Source organism: Streptomyces sp. A3M-1-3, assembly GCF_024213665.1.
In the GTDB taxonomy this organism is placed as follows: domain Bacteria; phylum Actinomycetota; class Actinomycetes; order Streptomycetales; family Streptomycetaceae; genus Streptomyces.
Genome location: NZ_JANAVP010000009.1, coordinates 24,618 through 41,373 on the forward strand (window position 1 = coordinate 24,618; position 16,756 = coordinate 41,373).

Annotated in this window: 13 protein-coding genes; 10 read left to right on the forward strand and 3 right to left on the reverse strand. The window is 72.5% G+C overall.

What is annotated here, in order from left to right:
- Window positions 1-158 precede the first annotated feature (158 nt).
- From NLX86_RS12335 to sucD, 6 genes are all read left to right on the forward strand, one after another.
- Window positions 159-1,280 (forward strand): AAA family ATPase, encoded by a 1,122-nt coding sequence (locus NLX86_RS12335; protein WP_254371696.1) that lies wholly within the window; start codon window positions 159-161, stop codon window positions 1,278-1,280.
- On the forward strand, window positions 1,277-3,559 hold the full coding sequence (locus tag NLX86_RS12340) for a DUF5682 family protein (protein ID WP_254371697.1): 2,283 nt from the start codon (window positions 1,277-1,279) through the stop codon (window positions 3,557-3,559). Before NLX86_RS12335 ends, NLX86_RS12340 begins: the two co-directional genes overlap by 4 nt.
- On the forward strand, window positions 3,556-4,737 hold the full coding sequence (locus NLX86_RS12345; RefSeq protein WP_254371698.1) for a VWA domain-containing protein: 1,182 nt from the start codon (window positions 3,556-3,558) through the stop codon (window positions 4,735-4,737). Before NLX86_RS12340 ends, NLX86_RS12345 begins: the two co-directional genes overlap by 4 nt.
- Before the next feature lie 127 nt (window positions 4,738-4,864).
- Window positions 4,865-5,773: a hypothetical protein gene (locus tag NLX86_RS12350; RefSeq protein ID WP_254371699.1), complete on the forward strand. Its 909-nt coding sequence runs from the start codon at window positions 4,865-4,867 to the stop codon at window positions 5,771-5,773.
- Between the two features lie 318 nt (window positions 5,774-6,091).
- Window positions 6,092-7,270 (forward strand): ADP-forming succinate--CoA ligase subunit beta, encoded by a 1,179-nt coding sequence (gene sucC, locus NLX86_RS12355; RefSeq protein ID WP_254371700.1) that lies wholly within the window; start codon window positions 6,092-6,094, stop codon window positions 7,268-7,270.
- A 20-nt stretch (window positions 7,271-7,290) separates the two neighbouring features.
- Entirely contained in the window at window positions 7,291-8,175 is an 885-nt protein-coding gene (gene sucD, locus NLX86_RS12360) for a succinate--CoA ligase subunit alpha (protein ID WP_254371701.1), read from the forward strand.
- A gap of 100 nt (window positions 8,176-8,275) precedes the next feature.
- Here sucD and NLX86_RS12365 read toward each other — a convergent pair whose 3' ends face one another.
- A complete protein-coding gene (locus NLX86_RS12365) occupies window positions 8,276-9,877 on the reverse strand; it encodes a helix-turn-helix domain-containing protein (protein ID WP_254371702.1) in 1,602 nt (533 codons plus the stop codon).
- 116 nt (window positions 9,878-9,993) lie between these two features.
- On the opposite strand from NLX86_RS12365, the gene NLX86_RS12370 reads away from it, so the two are divergent.
- On the forward strand, window positions 9,994-11,748 hold the full coding sequence (locus NLX86_RS12370) for a DUF6350 family protein (RefSeq protein WP_254371703.1): 1,755 nt from the start codon (window positions 9,994-9,996) through the stop codon (window positions 11,746-11,748).
- Here NLX86_RS12370 and NLX86_RS12375 read toward each other — a convergent pair.
- Window positions 11,738-12,535: a hypothetical protein gene (locus NLX86_RS12375; RefSeq protein ID WP_254371704.1), complete on the reverse strand. Its 798-nt coding sequence runs from the start codon at window positions 12,533-12,535 to the stop codon at window positions 11,738-11,740. The two genes, NLX86_RS12370 and NLX86_RS12375, sit on opposite strands and share 11 nt — an antisense overlap.
- 216 nt (window positions 12,536-12,751) lie before the next feature.
- Between NLX86_RS12375 and purN the strand changes: the two genes are divergently transcribed.
- Window positions 12,752-13,387: a phosphoribosylglycinamide formyltransferase gene (gene purN / locus NLX86_RS12380; RefSeq protein WP_254371705.1), complete on the forward strand. Its 636-nt coding sequence runs from the start codon at window positions 12,752-12,754 to the stop codon at window positions 13,385-13,387.
- Window positions 13,384-14,949: a bifunctional phosphoribosylaminoimidazolecarboxamide formyltransferase/IMP cyclohydrolase gene (gene purH, locus NLX86_RS12385; RefSeq protein WP_254371706.1), complete on the forward strand. Its 1,566-nt coding sequence runs from the start codon at window positions 13,384-13,386 to the stop codon at window positions 14,947-14,949. Before purN ends, purH begins: the two co-directional genes overlap by 4 nt.
- A 72-nt stretch (window positions 14,950-15,021) precedes the next feature.
- On the opposite strand, the gene NLX86_RS12390 is transcribed toward purH, so the two are convergent.
- Entirely contained in the window at window positions 15,022-15,654 is a 633-nt protein-coding gene (locus NLX86_RS12390; RefSeq protein ID WP_254371707.1) for an RDD family protein, read from the reverse strand.
- Between the two features lie 232 nt (window positions 15,655-15,886).
- Between NLX86_RS12390 and NLX86_RS12395 the strand changes: the two genes are divergently transcribed.
- Entirely contained in the window at window positions 15,887-16,750 is an 864-nt protein-coding gene (locus tag NLX86_RS12395; RefSeq protein WP_254371708.1) for a bifunctional methylenetetrahydrofolate dehydrogenase/methenyltetrahydrofolate cyclohydrolase, read from the forward strand.
- Window positions 16,751-16,756 lie beyond the last annotated feature (6 nt).

Here is a 16,756-nt window from a genome sequence, read left to right on the forward strand (position 1 = left end):
GGTTCGGGGGCTGTCCCCCGTTCGATTGCAGCATGTTCACGAAGGTAGATCCCCGCACTGACAATCGCTCTGACCTGCGGCGATACCCGACCTTGGGTCGATTGTCAGTGGCGTGGTGCACGGTGGAAACCACACCCGGGAGATCTGGAGGGGGATCCATGAACGTGCCCGAAAACGAGGCGATCCGGCCGCACGCCGAGGACGCTTTCGCGGAGGAACTCAAGGCGCTGGCGGCCGCCGACGACCGGCCGAGGCCCGTGCGGTGGCAGCTGTCGCCGTGGGCGGTGGCGACCTATCTGCTCGGCGGCACCCTGCCTGGGGGCACCTCCCGGACGAAGTCTGGGGGAGGGACGGTGATCACCCCCAAGTACGTGGGCCCGCGTCGCATCGTCGAGGTGGCCGTCACCACGCTCGCCACCGACCGGGCGCTGCTGCTGCTCGGTGTGCCCGGCACCGCGAAGACGTGGGTCTCGGAGCATCTCGCGGCAGCCGTCAGCGGCGATTCGACCCTGCTGGTGCAGGGCACCGCGGGGACCCCGGAGGAGGCCATCCGGTACGGCTGGAACTACGCCCAGCTACTCGCCCACGGGCCGAGCCGTGACGCGCTCGTGCCCAGCCCCGTCATGCGGGCCATGGCCGATGGCATGACCGCGCGGGTCGAGGAGCTCACCCGCATCCCGGCGGACGTCCAGGACACGCTCATCACCGTGCTCTCCGAAAAGACGCTGCCCATCCCCGAGTTGGGGCAGGAGGTGCAGGCTGTCCGCGGCTTCAACCTCATCGCCACGGCCAACGACCGCGACCGCGGGGTGAATGAACTCTCCAGCGCCCTGCGCCGCCGCTTCAACACGGTCGTGCTGCCGCTGCCCGCCACGGCCGACGCCGAGGTGGACATCGTGGCCCGGCGCGTCGACCAGATAGGGCGCTCCCTGGACCTGCCGGCCGTGCCCGAGGGCATTGAGGAGATCCGCCGCGTGGTCACCGTCTTCCGCGAGCTGCGGGACGGGGTCACCGGTGACGGCCGTACGAAGGTCAAGTCGCCGAGCGGCACGCTGTCCACGGCCGAGGCCATCTCGGTCGTCACCAGCGGCCTCGCCCTGGCCGCGCACTTCGGCGACGGAGTCCTGCGGCCGGCGGACGTGGCGGCCGGAATCCTCGGTGCGGTGGTCCGCGACCCGGCCGCCGACCGGGTCATCTGGCAGGAGTACCTGGAGGCGGTCGTCCGCGAGCGCGACGGCTGGAAGGACTTCTACCGCGCCTGCCGGGAGGTCTCGGTATGACAGGACCCGCCCTGCTCGGGGTGCGCCATCACGGGCCCGGGTCGGCCCGTGCGGTGCGGGCCGCGCTCGAAGCGGCCGGGCCGCGGGCCGTGCTGGTCGAGGGCCCGCCCGAGGGTGACGCGGTGCTGGCGCTCGCCGCGGACGTGGACATGCGCCCGCCGGTCGCGTTGCTTGCCCATGTCACGGACGATCCGGGGCGGGCGGCGTTCTGGCCGCTGGCGGAGTTCTCCCCGGAGTGGGTGGCCATCCGCTGGGCGCTCGAACAGGGCGTACCGGTCCGCTTCATCGACCTCCCGGCCGCACACTCCCTCGCGCTCACCGAGGGGGAGGAACCGTCCGAGGAACCGTCCGGGGAATCGTCCGAGGAGGCGCTGCGCATCGATCCGATCGCCGTCCTCTCCGAGACCGCCGGATACGACGATCCCGAGCGTTGGTGGGAAGACGTCGTGGAACACCGCGACACTGCCGGCCCGCTGGCCGCGTTCGAGGCACTAGGTGACGCGATGGCCGCGCTGCGCGAGACGTACGGGGACGGCGGGCACGCGCGCGATCTGGTGCGTGAGGCCCATATGCGGCTCCAACTGCGCGCGGCACGACGCGAGTTCGGTGACGAGTTCGCCGTGGTGTGCGGGGCGTGGCATGTGCCGGCGCTCCAGGAGCGGACCACGGCCACCGCCGACCGGGCACTGCTCAAGGGGCTGCCCAAGGCCAGGATCGAGATGACGTGGGTGCCCTGGACGCACCGGCGGCTCTCCCGGGACAGCGGGTACGGGGCGGGGATCGCCTCGCCCGGCTGGTACGGGCATCTGTTCAGCGCCCCGGACCGGCCGGTCGAGCGGTGGATGACCAAGGTCGCGGGACTGCTGCGGGAGGAGGACCGCCCGGTCTCGTCCGCCCATGTCATCGAGGCGGTCCGGCTCGCCGACACCCTCGCCGCCATGCGGGGCCGTCCGCTCGCCGGTCTCTCGGAGACCACCGACGCCGTCCGGGCCGTGATGTGCGAAGGCTCCGACATACCGCTCTCGCTCGTGCAGGACCGGCTGGTCGTCGGCGATGTGCTCGGTGAGGTGCCCGAGTCCGCCCCCGTCGTGCCCCTGCAGCGCGATCTGACCCGCGCGCAGCGCACACTCCGGCTGAAACCGGAGGCGCTGGAGCGGGAGTTGGAGCTCGACCTGCGCAAGGACACGGACTCCGCGCGGAGCCGGCTGCTGCACCGGCTGCGTCTGCTGTCCGTCGGGTGGGGCGAGCCGGCGCGCTCACGCGGCAGTACCGGCACGTTCCGGGAGACCTGGCGGCTGCGGTGGGAACCGGAGCTCTCGGTGCGGGTCGCCGAGGCCGGGATATGGGGGACGACCGTACGGTCCGCCGCCACGGCCAAGGCCGAGTCGGAGGCGGTCGCCGCCACCGCGCTCGGTGAAGTCACCGCGCTCGCCGAGCGATGCCTGCTGGCCGAACTGCCCGACGCGCTGCCCCTGGTGATGAAGGTCCTGGCCGACCGGGCGGCGCTCGACGCGGACGTCGGCCATCTCGCGCAGGCCCTGCCCGCGCTGGCCCGCTCGCTGCGGTACGGGGATGTGCGGGGCACGGACACGGCTGCCCTCGCCGAGGTGGCGGCGGGCCTGGCCGAGCGGGTCTGCGTCGGGCTGCCGCCCGCGTGCGCCGGACTCGACACCGACGGCGCGGCGGAGATGCGCGGCCATGTGGACGCCGTCCATTCGGCGATCGGCCTGCTGGCCGACGACGGGCTGCGCGGTCGCTGGGCGGCGGTACTGCGGACGCTCGCCGGGCGGGACACCGTGCCCGGCGTCATACGCGGCCGGGCCGCCCGGCTGCTGCTGGACGACGGGCGGCTCGAGGAGGACGAGGCGGCGCGGCTCATGGCGCTCGCGCTGTCGGCGGGAACCGCGCCGGGGGACGCCGCGGCCTGGGTCGAGGGTTTCGTCGGTGGCAGTGCCGGCGGGGGAATGCTGCTCGTCCACGACGAGCGGCTGCTCAGCCTGCTCGACAGCTGGCTCACCGCTGTGCCCGCGGACGCGTTCACCGATGTGCTGCCGCTGCTGCGCCGCACGTTCTCGGCGTACGAGCCGGGCGTGCGCCGCACGCTCGGCGAGCTGGTCCGGCGCGGCCCCGCCGGCCGGGCCGGGCCGGCGGCCGGAGCCACCGCGGCGGCCGTCCCCGGCTTCGCCGCGGAGCTGGACCCGCAGCGCGCGGACGCTGTGCTGCCCGTGCTCCGCCTGCTGCTCGACATGCCCGATGTGCCCGTGGAGGTGGCTCAATGACCATGGCCCGTGCCGACCGTACCGACCCTGCCGAGGAGAGGCTCAGGCGGTGGCGGCTGGTGCTCGGCGGAGAGTCGGCCGAAGGGACCGGATGCACCCTCGCCGGGCGGGACGCGGCGATGGACGCCGCGCTCGCCGCGCTCTACGGCAAGGGAGGGAACGGGCAGAGCGGCCGTGACCGTTCGGCCGGGCTCGGGGCGTCGGCGCCATCCGTGGCGCGCTGGCTGGGCGACATCCGTACGTACTTCCCGAGCTCCGTCGTTCAGGTGATGCAGCGCGACGCCATCGACCGGCTCGGCCTGTCCGCCCTGCTGCTGGAGCCGGAGATGCTGGAGGCCGTCGAGGCGGATGTGCACCTGGTGGGCACGCTGCTCTCGCTCAACAAGGCGATGCCGGAGACGACTAAGGAAACGGCCCGCGCGGTGGTGCGCAAGGTCGTCGAGGACCTGGAGAAGCGCCTCGCCACCCGGACGCGCGCCACGCTGTCCGGGGCGCTGGACCGTTCGGCCAGGATCAGCAGGCCGCGGCACCGGGACATCGACTGGGACCGCACCATCCGGGCCAACCTGAAGAACTACCTGCCCGAGTACCGGACCATTGTGCCGGAGCGGCTGATCGGCTACGGCCGGGCCTCGCAGTCCGTGAAGAAGGACGTCGTCCTGTGCATCGACCAGTCGGGGTCGATGGCGGCGTCGGTCGTCTACGCCTCGGTCTTCGGCGCGGTCCTCGCCTCGATGCGCTCCATCGCCACCCGCCTTGTCGTCTTCGACACCGCCGTGGTGGACCTCACCGATCAGCTGGACGATCCGGTTGATGTCCTCTTCGGAACCCAGCTGGGCGGCGGCACCGACATCAACAGGGCGCTCGCGTACTGCCAGTCGCAGATCACCCGGCCCGCGGACACTGTCGTCGTCCTCATCAGCGATCTGTACGAGGGAGGAATCCGGGACGAGATGCTCAAGCGGGTGGCCGCAATGAAGGCTGCGGGCGTGCAGTTCGTGGCGCTGCTCGCGCTCTCCGACGAGGGCGCCCCCGCGTACGACCGCCGGCACGCGGCAGACCTGGCCGCGCTCGGTGCCCCCGCGTTCGCCTGTACGCCCGATCTGTTCCCGGAGGTGATGGCGGCCGCGATCGAGAAACGGCCGCTACCCATACCGGACATGGTGACTCATCAGTAACACGGGACTTGCGTGACCCCGGGAGGCTCGTGCAGCCTTCGTCCTGTTCCCCATGGAATGCCGTGTTCCGCCGCCCTGGGAAGGCTCCCCCATCTTGACCGCAGCGTTTGCTCGTTCCGTTGCCGCCGTGCGCAAGCTGCGCGCCGCGGCCGGGCGGCGTGTGCTGCCGGTCGTGCTCTTCCTCGGGGGCCTGCTGGCGCTCGGTTTCCTCTGCGGAGGGCCGGCCCACGCGGCGGAACTGCCGGTGGCCCCGGTCGCCGAAGTACGGGACCGGATGCGGGAGGTGGTCCCGCGCGAACTGCGCATGGCCGCCGACTCCATAGGCGCGTTGACCCGGCCCGTCGCGGACACCGTGCACCAAGTCGTCCGCCCGGTGGGCGAGGTGGCAGAGGAGGTCACCGGCGCGCTGCCCGCCTCGCTGCCGGATCCGCTGCCCGTTCCGCTGCCGCCTCTCGGCGACCCGGAGGGAGACCGCACACCCCAGGCACCCGAGAACGGGCAAACGCTCCCTGCATCCGACCGGCCTTCGCCCGACGAAGCCCCGGCCCCGCCCCACCAGGCAGGGTCGGACCAGGCGGTGCCGGTGCCCTTTTCCTCGTACCGCCCGGCGGCTTGGGGACAGGTGCCCCCTGACAGCCGGACCGACGCGACGCGCCCCGCGGGCGGGTACGGGAAGAACGAGCAGGCTCCCGTCCACTTCGCGGAGAGTGTGGTGGGCGACGTCCCGCCGTTCGCCTACGGCGTGGCGGGCGAGGCCCAGTGGCTCGCCGGAGGCGTCGTCTCCGAGGTGGAGCCGATCGTGCAGGGCGTCGTCGGCGACACCGTCGCCCCGTTCGCGCAGGGTGTAGTGGGCGAGGTCGAGCCGTTCGCGTACGGCGTGACCTCGGATGTCCAGCCGTTCGCCGGCGGTCTCGTCGCCGGCGTCACCGAGGACGCCCGTCCCGCGGCCGGGAACGCCGTCACCGGCGCCCAGGGCATGACCTCGATCGCCCCGCAGTTCGCGCAGGACGCGTTCTCCGGCTCCTACGGCATCTGAGTACGACGTACGCCACGACGTACGCCACGGCGTACGGACGATCACCGGGCGGCCCCTACGGCGGTGGGGGCCGCCCGGCCTCGCCCGGCCCGTGTCCGCCGCAGGCGGGATCTGTGACAGGTATCACCGCCCCGGTGTGATCTGCGATTTAGGGACCTGTGGCCCACGGGGATAACCTGCGAGACGGACATGCCGCGCTCCCGGACACCGTGTGCGCCTCCCCTGTGACAGCGCAGTCACGTTGCCCTTCGCGGCACGCCCACGCAGATTACGAACCGCGATCACTGCGAATCTTAAAAAGACAAGGGACGGACGCGCGTGGACCTGTTCGAGTACCAGGCGAGGGACCTCTTCGCCAAGCACGGTGTACCGGTGCTGGCCGGTGAAGTCATCGACACGCCTGAGGCGGCGCGCGAGGTGACCGAGCGTCTGGGCGGCCGGTCGGTCGTCAAGGCGCAGGTGAAGGCCGGCGGCCGCGGCAAGGCCGGCGGCGTGAAGCTCGCCTCCGACCCGGCTGACGCGGTCGAGAAGGCCGGGCAGATCCTGGGCATGGACATCAAGGGCCACACGGTCCACAAGGTGATGCTCGCGGAGACCGCGCCGGAGATCGCCGAGGAGTTCTACGTCTCGTACCTCCTCGACCGCACCAACCGCACCTTCCTGGCCATGGCCTCCGTCGAGGGCGGCATGGACATCGAGGAAGTCGCGGCCACCAAGCCCGAGGCCCTGGCGAAGATCCCGGTCGACGCCAACGAGGGTGTCACCGCAGAGAAGGCCGCCGAGATCGTCGCGGCCGCGAAGTTCCCGGCCGACGTCGCCGGCCAGATCGCCGAGATCCTCCAGACGCTGTGGAAGACCTTCATCGCCGAGGACGCGCTCCTCGTCGAGGTCAACCCGCTCGCGAAGGTCGCCGACGGCCGCGTCATCGCGCTCGACGGCAAGGTCTCGCTCGACGAGAACGCCGACTTCCGCCAGCCCGAGCACGAGGCCCTCGAGGACAAGGCAGCAGCCAACCCGCTCGAGGCTGCTGCCAAGGCCAAGAACCTCAACTACGTCAAGCTCGACGGTGAGGTCGGCATCATCGGCAACGGCGCGGGTCTCGTCATGAGCACCCTCGACGTCGTCGCGTACGCCGGTGAGGCCCACGGCGGCGTGAAGCCCGCCAACTTCCTCGACATCGGTGGCGGCGCCTCCGCCGAGGTCATGGCGAACGGCCTCGAGATCATCCTCGGCGACCCCGACGTCAAGTCCGTCTTCGTCAACGTCTTCGGTGGCATCACCGCGTGCGACGAGGTCGCCAACGGCATCGTCCAGGCCCTGGCGCTGCTCAAGTCCAAGGGCGAGGACGTCACCAAGCCGCTGGTCGTGCGCCTCGACGGCAACAACGCGGAGCTGGGTCGCAAGATCCTGTCGGACGCGAACCATCCGCTCGTGCAGCGCGTGGACACCATGGACGGCGCGGCCGACAAGGCCGCCGAGCTCGCGGCTGCGAAGTAAGGAAGAGGGGAACAGAAGCCATGGCTATCTTCCTCACCAAGGACAGCAAGGTCATCGTCCAGGGCATGACCGGCGCCACCGGTATGAAGCACACCAAGCTCATGCTCGGTGACGGCACCAACATCGTCGGCGGCGTGAACCCGCGCAAGGCCGGCACGACGGTCGACTTCGACGGCACCGAGGTACCGGTCTTCGGCTCCGTCGCCGAGGCGATGGAGAAGACCGGAGCCGATGTCTCCGTCCTCTTCGTGCCGCCGGCGTTCGCGAAGGCCGCCGTCGTCGAGGCGATCGACGCCGAGATCGGCCTGGCCGTCGTCATCACCGAGGGCATCGCGGTGCACGACTCCGCGGCGTTCTGGGCGTATGCGACCGCCAACGGCAACAAGACCCGGATCATCGGCCCGAACTGCCCCGGTCTGATCACCCCCGGCCAGTCCAACGCCGGCATCATCCCGGGCGACATCACCAAGCCCGGCCGCATCGGTCTCGTGTCGAAGTCCGGCACGCTGACCTACCAGATGATGTACGAGCTCCGTGACATCGGCTTCTCGTCGGCCGTCGGCATCGGTGGCGACCCGGTCATCGGTACGACGCACATCGACGCGCTGGCCGCGTTCGAGGCCGACCCGGAGACCGAGCTGATCGTGATGATCGGTGAGATCGGTGGCGACGCGGAGGAGCGGGCGGCGGACTTCATCGCGAAGAACGTGACCAAGCCGGTCGTCGGCTACGTCGCGGGCTTCACCGCGCCGGAGGGCAAGACCATGGGTCACGCCGGTGCGATCGTCTCCGGTTCTTCTGGCACCGCACAGGCCAAGAAGGAGGCCCTCGAGGCCGCCGGCGTGAAGGTCGGCAAGACGCCGACCGAGACCGCCAAGCTGGCGCGCGAGATCCTCGGCGCGTGACGCTGGGGCGCTAGCTGCAGAGTTACAAGTTACGCGTTGTGGGCCCGCACCCCGGAGGGGGCGCGGGCCCACACGCGTATGGCCCGGCCGGGTGGGCCGGTCAACGCAGCTCCGGGCGCAGGCGTTCCGGTCCGCTTTCCGCTTCCGATCGGAGCTTCTGGCGCAGTTGCCTGGCCTGCGGGCTCAGCAGCTGCGGGCCCATGTGCGGAGGCGGCACGCCGGGAACGGCCTCGCCGGGGGCCTGCGCCGGTTCGTACCGTGTCGGCGCGGTGGCCAGCGTGAACAGCGTCGCCGCCACAATCGCCGTCGTGAGGCCGATGGCGGCCCGCGTCCACAGCTGTGTCCTGCGCTCGCCCGTCGTCCGTACGTTCCGGGCGGGCGGCGGCACCATCGGTACGACCGGGGCGAGCGCTGTCAGCCGGGCGTGCAGGATCGACGACTGCTCGGCGGGGGAGGTCGCCGCCTTGAGCTCGGGAAGTCGCTCCGCGACCGCCGCCCGCGCGTTCAGCAGCCGGCCCGCCGCCGCGGGGGTGCTCGCCTCGGTCTCCGCTGCCGTCTCGGGCAGGTCGAGCCCCACGCCGTCGTACAGCAGCAGGGTGCGGCGGTACATGGGCGGCAGGTCCAGCAGCGCATCCAGCAGTACGCGGTCCTCGGCCCTGGCCGGCGGCCGGTCGGGCTCCCTGTGGGCGCGGCGCAGCCGGTGCCAGGGCGAGAGCGCGTACTCGTACGCCGCCGCGCGCACCCACCCGACCGGATCCGGGTCCCTGGCGACCTCGGGCCAGCGCTGCCAGGCCTGCTGGAAGGCCCGCTCGACGGCCTCCTGGGAGAGCGCACGCCGGCCGGTGAGCATGTACGCCTGCCGGGCGAGTGCGGGGGCGGCGTACGCGTACAGCGCGTCGAACGCCTCCGCCGGGCTCAGCGGGGCCGCCCAGGGGGCGCGCGAGCCGGCGGCCGCCTCCGGGGCGGGGGCCGGGTACTGCGCGGCCGATGTGTAGGCGGCCGTGGATGCCTGCCGTGCGGTCGCCGGGCGGCGCGTGTCTGCCGCGTACGTCGCGGGGCCGGTGGCCCGGTCCGTGTCCGCGGCCGGTACGGCTGCGGGACCCGGTGGTGTTCGTTCCGGGGCCGGGGCCGGGGCCGGGGCCGGGGCGGGGGCCGCGTCCGAGGCCCGTGCCGGTTCCGCCGGGGCCGGGTCGGGGGGTGGCGGGGGCGCTGCCGTGATCGGGTGCGCCGGAGGGCTGCCGGCCGGGTCCGTCGTGGACGTGCCGGCCGTCGCGGCCGGCGCCGCGCCCTCGTGCCGGGGCGCCGCCGCGTTCGACGGCGGCTTCGCCGCGCGCTTGGCCGTGGCCCGGGGGCGGGTGTGCGCCGCGGCGGGCTTCGGCGGCGGGGCCGGGCTGGTCCGGGCCGGTGGTTCGGACTGCGGCGGCTCGCCCGCGAGGCGGTCCGACGGGCTGCCCTCGCGAGGCTGCGCGCCGGTCGTCGCGTCCAGGTCCGCCCGGAGACCGGCCAGCAGCTTCGCGTACGCCTGACGCTTGCGCCCGCGCGGGGACGTCTTGCCCGTCTCCCACGCCCGAACCGTCGAGGCGGTGACACCTACCGCCGCCGCGATCTCCTCATGGCTCATCGCCTTCGCCTCACGCAGCCTCCGGCGCTCCTTGGGGGCGGGCAGTGACAGGCCGGAAGCGGACTCGGTGCTCCGTGTCATGACGGACTCCACACAGCACGACGCTGGGCGAAAAAGTACATAACCGTATATTGAGCGACACAACGGCCATTCGCCTGTTACATGGATAAACCGCGTGTCGTTGGGACCATTGCGGCGTGACTCAAGTGACCGAACACCGCCCGTCGTTGCCGCCGATGCCGCCCTCCGCGCGCGCCCGCGCCTCGGCGACCGTCGCCTGCGCCCTGGGCGGCGCGATCGCGGCCGGGCTCGGGCTCGGCGCACTCGCCGTCCTCGTCATCGTGCTGTGGATCAGTTCCCCCTACCCCGACAGCGGCCCCGCCGGGGCGATGCACGTCGCGGCCGGACTGTGGCTGCTGGCGCACGGTACGGAGCTGGTCCGGGCCGACGCCCTGTCCGGCGTGCCGGCGCCCGTCGGGCTCACGCCGCTACTGCTTGTCGCGCTGCCGGTGGGGCTCGTGCACCGCGCCGCGCGGCACGCGCTCGAACCCGGCGAGGCTCCGGAGACTCCGGAAGGCGCGTCGCTCATCGGCTCGCTGCTCGTCGCGTCGACGCCCGTGGTCACGCCGCGCATCGCCTTCTACGGGGTGACGGCCGGCTATCTGCTGGTCGGTGCCGCCGTCGCCGTCTACGCGGCGGGCGGACCGCTGCCGGCCGCCCCGCTGAGTGCCGTACTGCATCTGCCGCTCGTCGCGGCCGGGGCGGCCGCGACGGGGGTGTGGACGGCGAGCGGTTGCCCGCGCGGACCGCTCCCGGCCTGGGTGCCCCGGGGTGTACGGAAGGCCATCGCGCGCCCCCGGTTCACCGTCGTCCTCCGGTCCGCAGCGGCGGGTGTCCTGGTGCTGCTCGGGGGTGGCGCGCTGCTGACCGCCGCCTCCCTGGTCGGCCACGCGGGCCCTGCGCAGGAGTCGTTCCTCCAGCTCAGCGGCGTGTGGTCCGGCCGGTTCGCGGTGCTGCTGCTGGCCCTCGCGCTGGTTCCGAACGCCGCCGTTTGGGGGGCCGCCTACGGCCTCGGCCCCGGATTCGCCCTGGGTACGTCGGCCACCGCGGGCCCGCTCGCCCTGGTGGGCGCCCCTGCCCTGCCCCAGTTCCCGCTGCTCGCCGCGCTGCCGGCCGAGGGGCCCGGGACGCCGCTGACCTGGTCCGCCGCGGCCGTGCCGGTGGCCGCGGGCGCTGCGGTGGCCTGGTTCACCGTACGTACGGCCGCCCCTGTCTTCGCCCTACAGGAGGAGGCCTGGAGCCGCCGGGCGACCGCGCTGGCGGCGGCCTGCGCCTCGGTGGTGTGCGCGCTGGCGGTCGCGGTACTGGCGGCGGCGTCCGGCGGCCCGCTGGGAACGGGCCGGCTGGCGGACTTCGGCCCCGTCTGGTGGCAGGCGGGCGCGGCGGCGCTGGCGTGGACGCTGGTCCTGAGCGTTCCGCTGTCGCTCACCCTGCGCGCATGGCGGCTGCGCGAAGGTACGTCGCGCGCCTGGCGGCGGACGGCGGAGCAGGAGCGAGCTGCGGAACCGGCCCCGGCCCCCAGCCCGCCGCCCGCGTCTCCCGCAGCCCCCGCGTCCGGGCGGCTGCGCTGGTGGCGTCGGCCGCGGCAGGCTACTGCCGCCCCGGCGAACGACCCGGGCGAGCTGCGTGACCGGGATGATCCGGACGGCGACGACGGCTTCGATCCGTACGACTTCCTGCCCCCCAAGGGCCCGGCGGCGGATCCGGACCCGGGCGGCTGGCACTCCACCGGCGCACGCGAGGTGCGCTGGGCGGCGATCAGGGCGGCGTCGGGCGGCCTGATGCCGGACCTGCGGGAGGAACGGGACCACAAGCCGGCGGAGTCCCCGGAGGCTCCGCACCCCGCCGAGCCACCGAGAGACGACGAGAGCGAGAGAGGGGCTACTCCTTGACGCCGATCATTTTCTCGACCAACGGCGGCAGCATGTCGTTGCACTTGAGCTGGGACGACTTCGTCAGCGCATCATTCGTGCACGCGTAGAAGTCGCGGTAGACGATCTGCGTGGTGAACGTCCCGGCCACGATCAGCAGCGCCAGCGACGCGGTGACCAGTCCGCTCACCGCCGCCGTCTTCTGCGGCTTGCCGCCGCTGCCGCTCGCGGCCGTCGGCGCCGGCGCCTGCGCGGTCGGGTCAGGTACCCGCGGCTCGGCGCGCAGCGAGCTGATGCCCCAGTACAGGGCGAGCGCACCGAGCATCAGGCCGATCTCGGGCTGACCGAACAGCGCGAAGAAGAAGGCCCACATGCCGGAGAGCAGCGCGTAACGGGCGCGCCGCTGTGCCGGGTCGGTCGGGTCCCAGCGCAACCCGCCGCCGGGGCCGCCCTGACCCTCGTCCTGGCCGCCCCCACGGGGCCTGCGGCCGAACTCGCCGCCCTCGCGCCCCGGCTGGCGGCTGCTCCAGCGGCCGCCCCACGGCGAAGGCCGTGAGTCGTCGCCGTCGCGGCCCTCCCCGCCCTCCTCACCGTCGCGCTCGCCCTCGCCGTTCGCCGGGCGGCGCGGCTGCCACGGCTGGTCCGGTCTGCCCTCGGGCGGCGGGGCGAAGGGGTTGTCGTCCCCTTCCGGAGCCGACGGCGGGGTCGGGGACTGGCGATCTCGCAGCAGCATCGATGAGCCACGCTCCGCGTCGAAGGTGTCGGACAGCGGAAGGCGGAGAGTCGTGCGGCGGCGTCGGTCCGGCATCAGGTGAGCGTCTTCCCCTTGTGTCGTCTGTTCCCCGTACGGGGGACGGATCCTCCCCAGACGCTACCTCGCGGCCATCCCCCCGTCCCGTGGGGGCCGCTCGGTGTGCCGGTATCGTTGCTGACGGTCGACCGCTTCGTAGGGTTCCCCGTATCGCGGGGCCGGAAGCTTTCGTACGACCGTACAAACGGCAGCACCGCGAGAAAGGGCCCCGCTGTGGCCTCCCCTCCCTCCCTCCCGGCAGCCAAGCGCCTTGTGGTGCTGGTGTCGGGGTCCGGTACGAATCTCCAGGCCCTGCTCGACGCCATCGCCGCCGATCCGGCGGGGTACGGGGCCGAGATCGTGGCTGTCGGCGCCGACCGCGCGGGCATCGCCGGGCTGGAGCGCGCGGAGCGGGCCGGGCTGCCGACGTTCGTGTGCCCGGTGAAGGCGTACGGCTCGCGCGAGGAGTGGGACGCGGCGCTGGCCGCCGCCACGGCCGCGTACGAACCGGACCTGGTGGTGTCGGCCGGCTTTATGAAGATCGTGGGGAAGGAGTTCCTCGCGCGCTTCGGCGGGCGGTTCGTGAACACCCACCCCGCCCTGCTGCCGAGCTTTGCCGGCGCCCACGGCGTGCGCGACGCGCTCGCGTACGGGGCGAAGGTCACCGGCTGCACCGTCCACTTCGTGGACGACGGCGTCGACACCGGCCCGATCATCGCCCAGGGCGTGGTCGAGGTCCGGGACGAAGACGACGAAACCGCGCTGCATGAGCGCATCAAGGAAGTCGAGCGCAGGCTGCTCGTCGATGTCGTGGGGCGTCTGGCCCGGCACGGCTACCGCATTGAGGGACGAAAGGTGACAATCCAGTGACCGCCGAAGGTACCAAGCGGCCCATCCGCCGCGCACTGGTCAGCGTCTACGACAAGACGGGGCTGGAAGACCTCGCCCGCGGACTGCACGAGGCGGGTGTCACGCTGGTCTCCACCGGTTCGACGGCCTCGAAGATCGCCGCGGCCGGGGTGCCCGTCACCAAGGTCGAGGAGCTCACCGGCTTCCCCGAGTGCCTGGACGGCCGGGTCAAGACCCTGCACCCGCGCGTGCACGCCGGCATCCTCGCCGACCTGCGGCTCGACTCGCACCGCGAGCAGCTGGCCGAGCTGGGCGTGGAGCCGTTCGACCTCGTGGTCGTCAACCTCTACCCCTTCCGGGAGACCGTCGCCTCCGGCGCCACCCCCGACGAGTGTGTCGAGCAGATCGACATCGGCGGCCCCTCGATGGTCCGCGCCGCCGCCAAGAACCACCCCTCCGTCGCGGTTGTCACCAGCCCCGAGCAGTACGCGGATGTGCTCGCGGCGGCCAAGGGCGGCGGCTTCGACCTGACCGCCCGTAAGCGTCTGGCGGCGCAGGCGTTCCAGCACACGGCCGCGTACGACGTCGCCGTGGCCTCCTGGTTCACCGACTCGTACGCCCCCGACGAGGGCGCCGTCCTCCCCGAGTTCCTCGCGGGTGCGTGGGAGCGCAAGGCCACCCTCCGGTACGGCGAGAACCCCCACCAGGCCGCCGCGCTCTACACCGACGGCCGGCCGGGCGGCCTCGCCAACGCCGAGCAGCTGCACGGCAAGGAGATGTCCTTCAACAACTACGTGGACACCGAGGCCGCGCGCCGCGCCGCCTTCGACCACGACGAGCCGTGCGTCGCGATCATCAAGCACGCCAACCCGTGCGGCATCGCGGTCGGCGCGAACGTCGCCGAGGCGCACCGCAAGGCGCACGCCTGCGACCCGCTGTCCGCGTTCGGCGGCGTCATCGCCGTCAACCGCCCGGTGAGCGTGGCCATGGCCGAGCAGGTCGCGGAGATCTTCACCGAGGTCATCGCCGCCCCGGGGTACGAGGACGGGGCCGTCGAGGTCCTGGCCCGCAAGAAGAACATCCGGGTCCTGAAGGTCGACGGCTCCCCGCTGCAGCCGTGGGATCTCAAGCCGGTCTCGGGCGGCGCGCTGCTCCAGGACTCAGACACCTTCCAGGCGGAGGGGGACGACCCCGCCAACTGGACCCTGGCGACGGGCGAGGCGCTCTCCGCCGAGGAGCTCGCCGAGCTGGCCTTCGCGTGGAAGGCGTGCCGCGCCGTGAAGTCCAACGCGATCCTGCTGGCCAAGGACGGCGCGTCCGTCGGTGTCGGCATGGGCCAGGTCAACCGGGTGGACTCCGCGAAGCTCGCGGTGGAGCGCGCGGGCGAGGAGCGGGCGCGGGGGGCGTACGCCGCGTCCGACGCGTTCTTCCCGTTCCCCGACGGGCTGGAGATCCTGCTCGAGGCGGGCATCAAGGCCGTGGTGCAGCCGGGCGGTTCGGTCCGCGACGAGCAGGTGGTGGAGGCGGCGAAGAAGGCGGGCGCGACGATGTACCTCACCGGTACGCGGCACTTCTTCCACTGACCGGAAGCAGGACGCGCCCGAAGGCCGTACCTCCTTGGAGGGTACGGCCTTCGGGCTTGCGGGCGCGGTGCGTCAGAACTTCTTGACGACGACGGATCCCGTGATCTTGTCGGTGAAGTGCTGCTTCTTGGCGTCCCACGCCGGCCACAGGTAACCGAGGTAGCAGGGCAGGGCGTTGATGAAGTCCAGCAGGTAGCGGACGAACGCCATGCCGAAGCCGAGCGGCTGCCCGGTGGACTCCTTGAGCACCTGGATGCTCAGGGCCTTGCGGCCGGGGGTCTGACCGGTGCTGCCGAGGAGATAGGCGAAGTAGACCCAGCCGACGATCATCAGAAGCACGCCGACGTAGTAGAGACCGCCTATCTCACCGGTCGTCGAGTCGATGCTCGCGAACATCAGGATTCCGGGTACGAGGCCCAGGATCAGGCCGTCCAGGATGCGGGCGACGAATCGCGCGCCCCAGCCGGCGTACGCCTGCTGAACGCCGGCCTGACCCTGGCCGTAGCCCTGCTGCGGGTACGCGCCGTACGGCTGCGCGGGCTGCGGGGCGCCCTGCGGGTAGCCGTAACCCTGCTGCGGGGGGACGCCCTGCGGGGCCTGCTGCGGGTAGCCGTAGCCGGGCTGGCCCTGCGGCTGGCCGTACGGGTTGGGCTGACCCTGCGGGGGCTGCTGCCCGTAGGGGTTGTTCGGGTCGCCGAAGCTCATGGGGGAGTTCCTCCGTTAAATGTGCGGGGACGGCGCGGCCCGCGCGGAGGAGAGTTATACGACTGAAGCGGTCCGCCCCCCGGCACTGCCCGCGGTACTGCGCGGATCATCGTTGTAGGACTGTCCTCTTTTTGTCCAGTCGGTGTCTCCAGGAGTTGTGCAAGTGCAACCTTCCGGGCGGGCCGCGCGCCCGGATTGGAACCCCGGCGGGTACATCCGCGAGGATGGGTACATGACTGCCCAGATTCTCGATGGCAAGGCCACCGCAGCTGCGATCAAGTCCGACCTGACCGCCCGTGTGGCGGCCCTGAAGGCGAAGGGTGTGACGCCGGGCCTCGGGACTCTGCTGGTCGGCGACGATCCGGGAAGCCGCTGGTACGTCAACGGAAAGCACCGGGACTGCGCCGAGGTCGGGCTCGCCTCGATCCAGCGCGAACTGCCCGGCACCGCCACGCAGGAGGAGATCGAGGCGGTGGTCCGCGAGCTGAACGAGAACCCGGAGTGCACGGGGTACATCGTCCAACTCCCACTGCCGAAGGGCATCGACACCAACCGGGTCCTGGAGCTGATGGATCCGGCCAAGGACGCCGACGGGCTGCACCCGATGAGCCTCGGCCGGCTGGTGCTGAACGAGACCGGCCCGCTGCCGTGCACCCCGTACGGCATCGTGCAGTTGCTGCGGCACCACGGGGTCGAGATCAGCGGGGCGCATGTCGTGGTCGTCGGCCGCGGCATCACCATCGGCCGCCCGATGCCGCTGGTGCTGACCCGCAAGTCCGAGAACGCGACCGTGACGCAGTGCCACACGGGTACCCGTGATCTGTCCGCGCAGCTCAGGCGCGCCGACATCATCGTCGCCGCGGCCGGTGTCCCGCACCTGATCAAGCCGGAGGACGTCAAGCCGGGGGCCGCCGTCCTCGATGTCGGCGTCAGCCGCGACGAGAACGGCAAGATCGTCGGAGACGTCCACCCCGGCGTCGCGGAGGTGGCCGGCTGGGTCGCCCCGAACCCGGGCGGTGTCGGCCCGATGACGCGGGCGCAGCTGCTGGTCAACGTCGTCGAGGCGGCCGAGCGGGCGGCGCTTGCCGGCAGCTGACCGGGA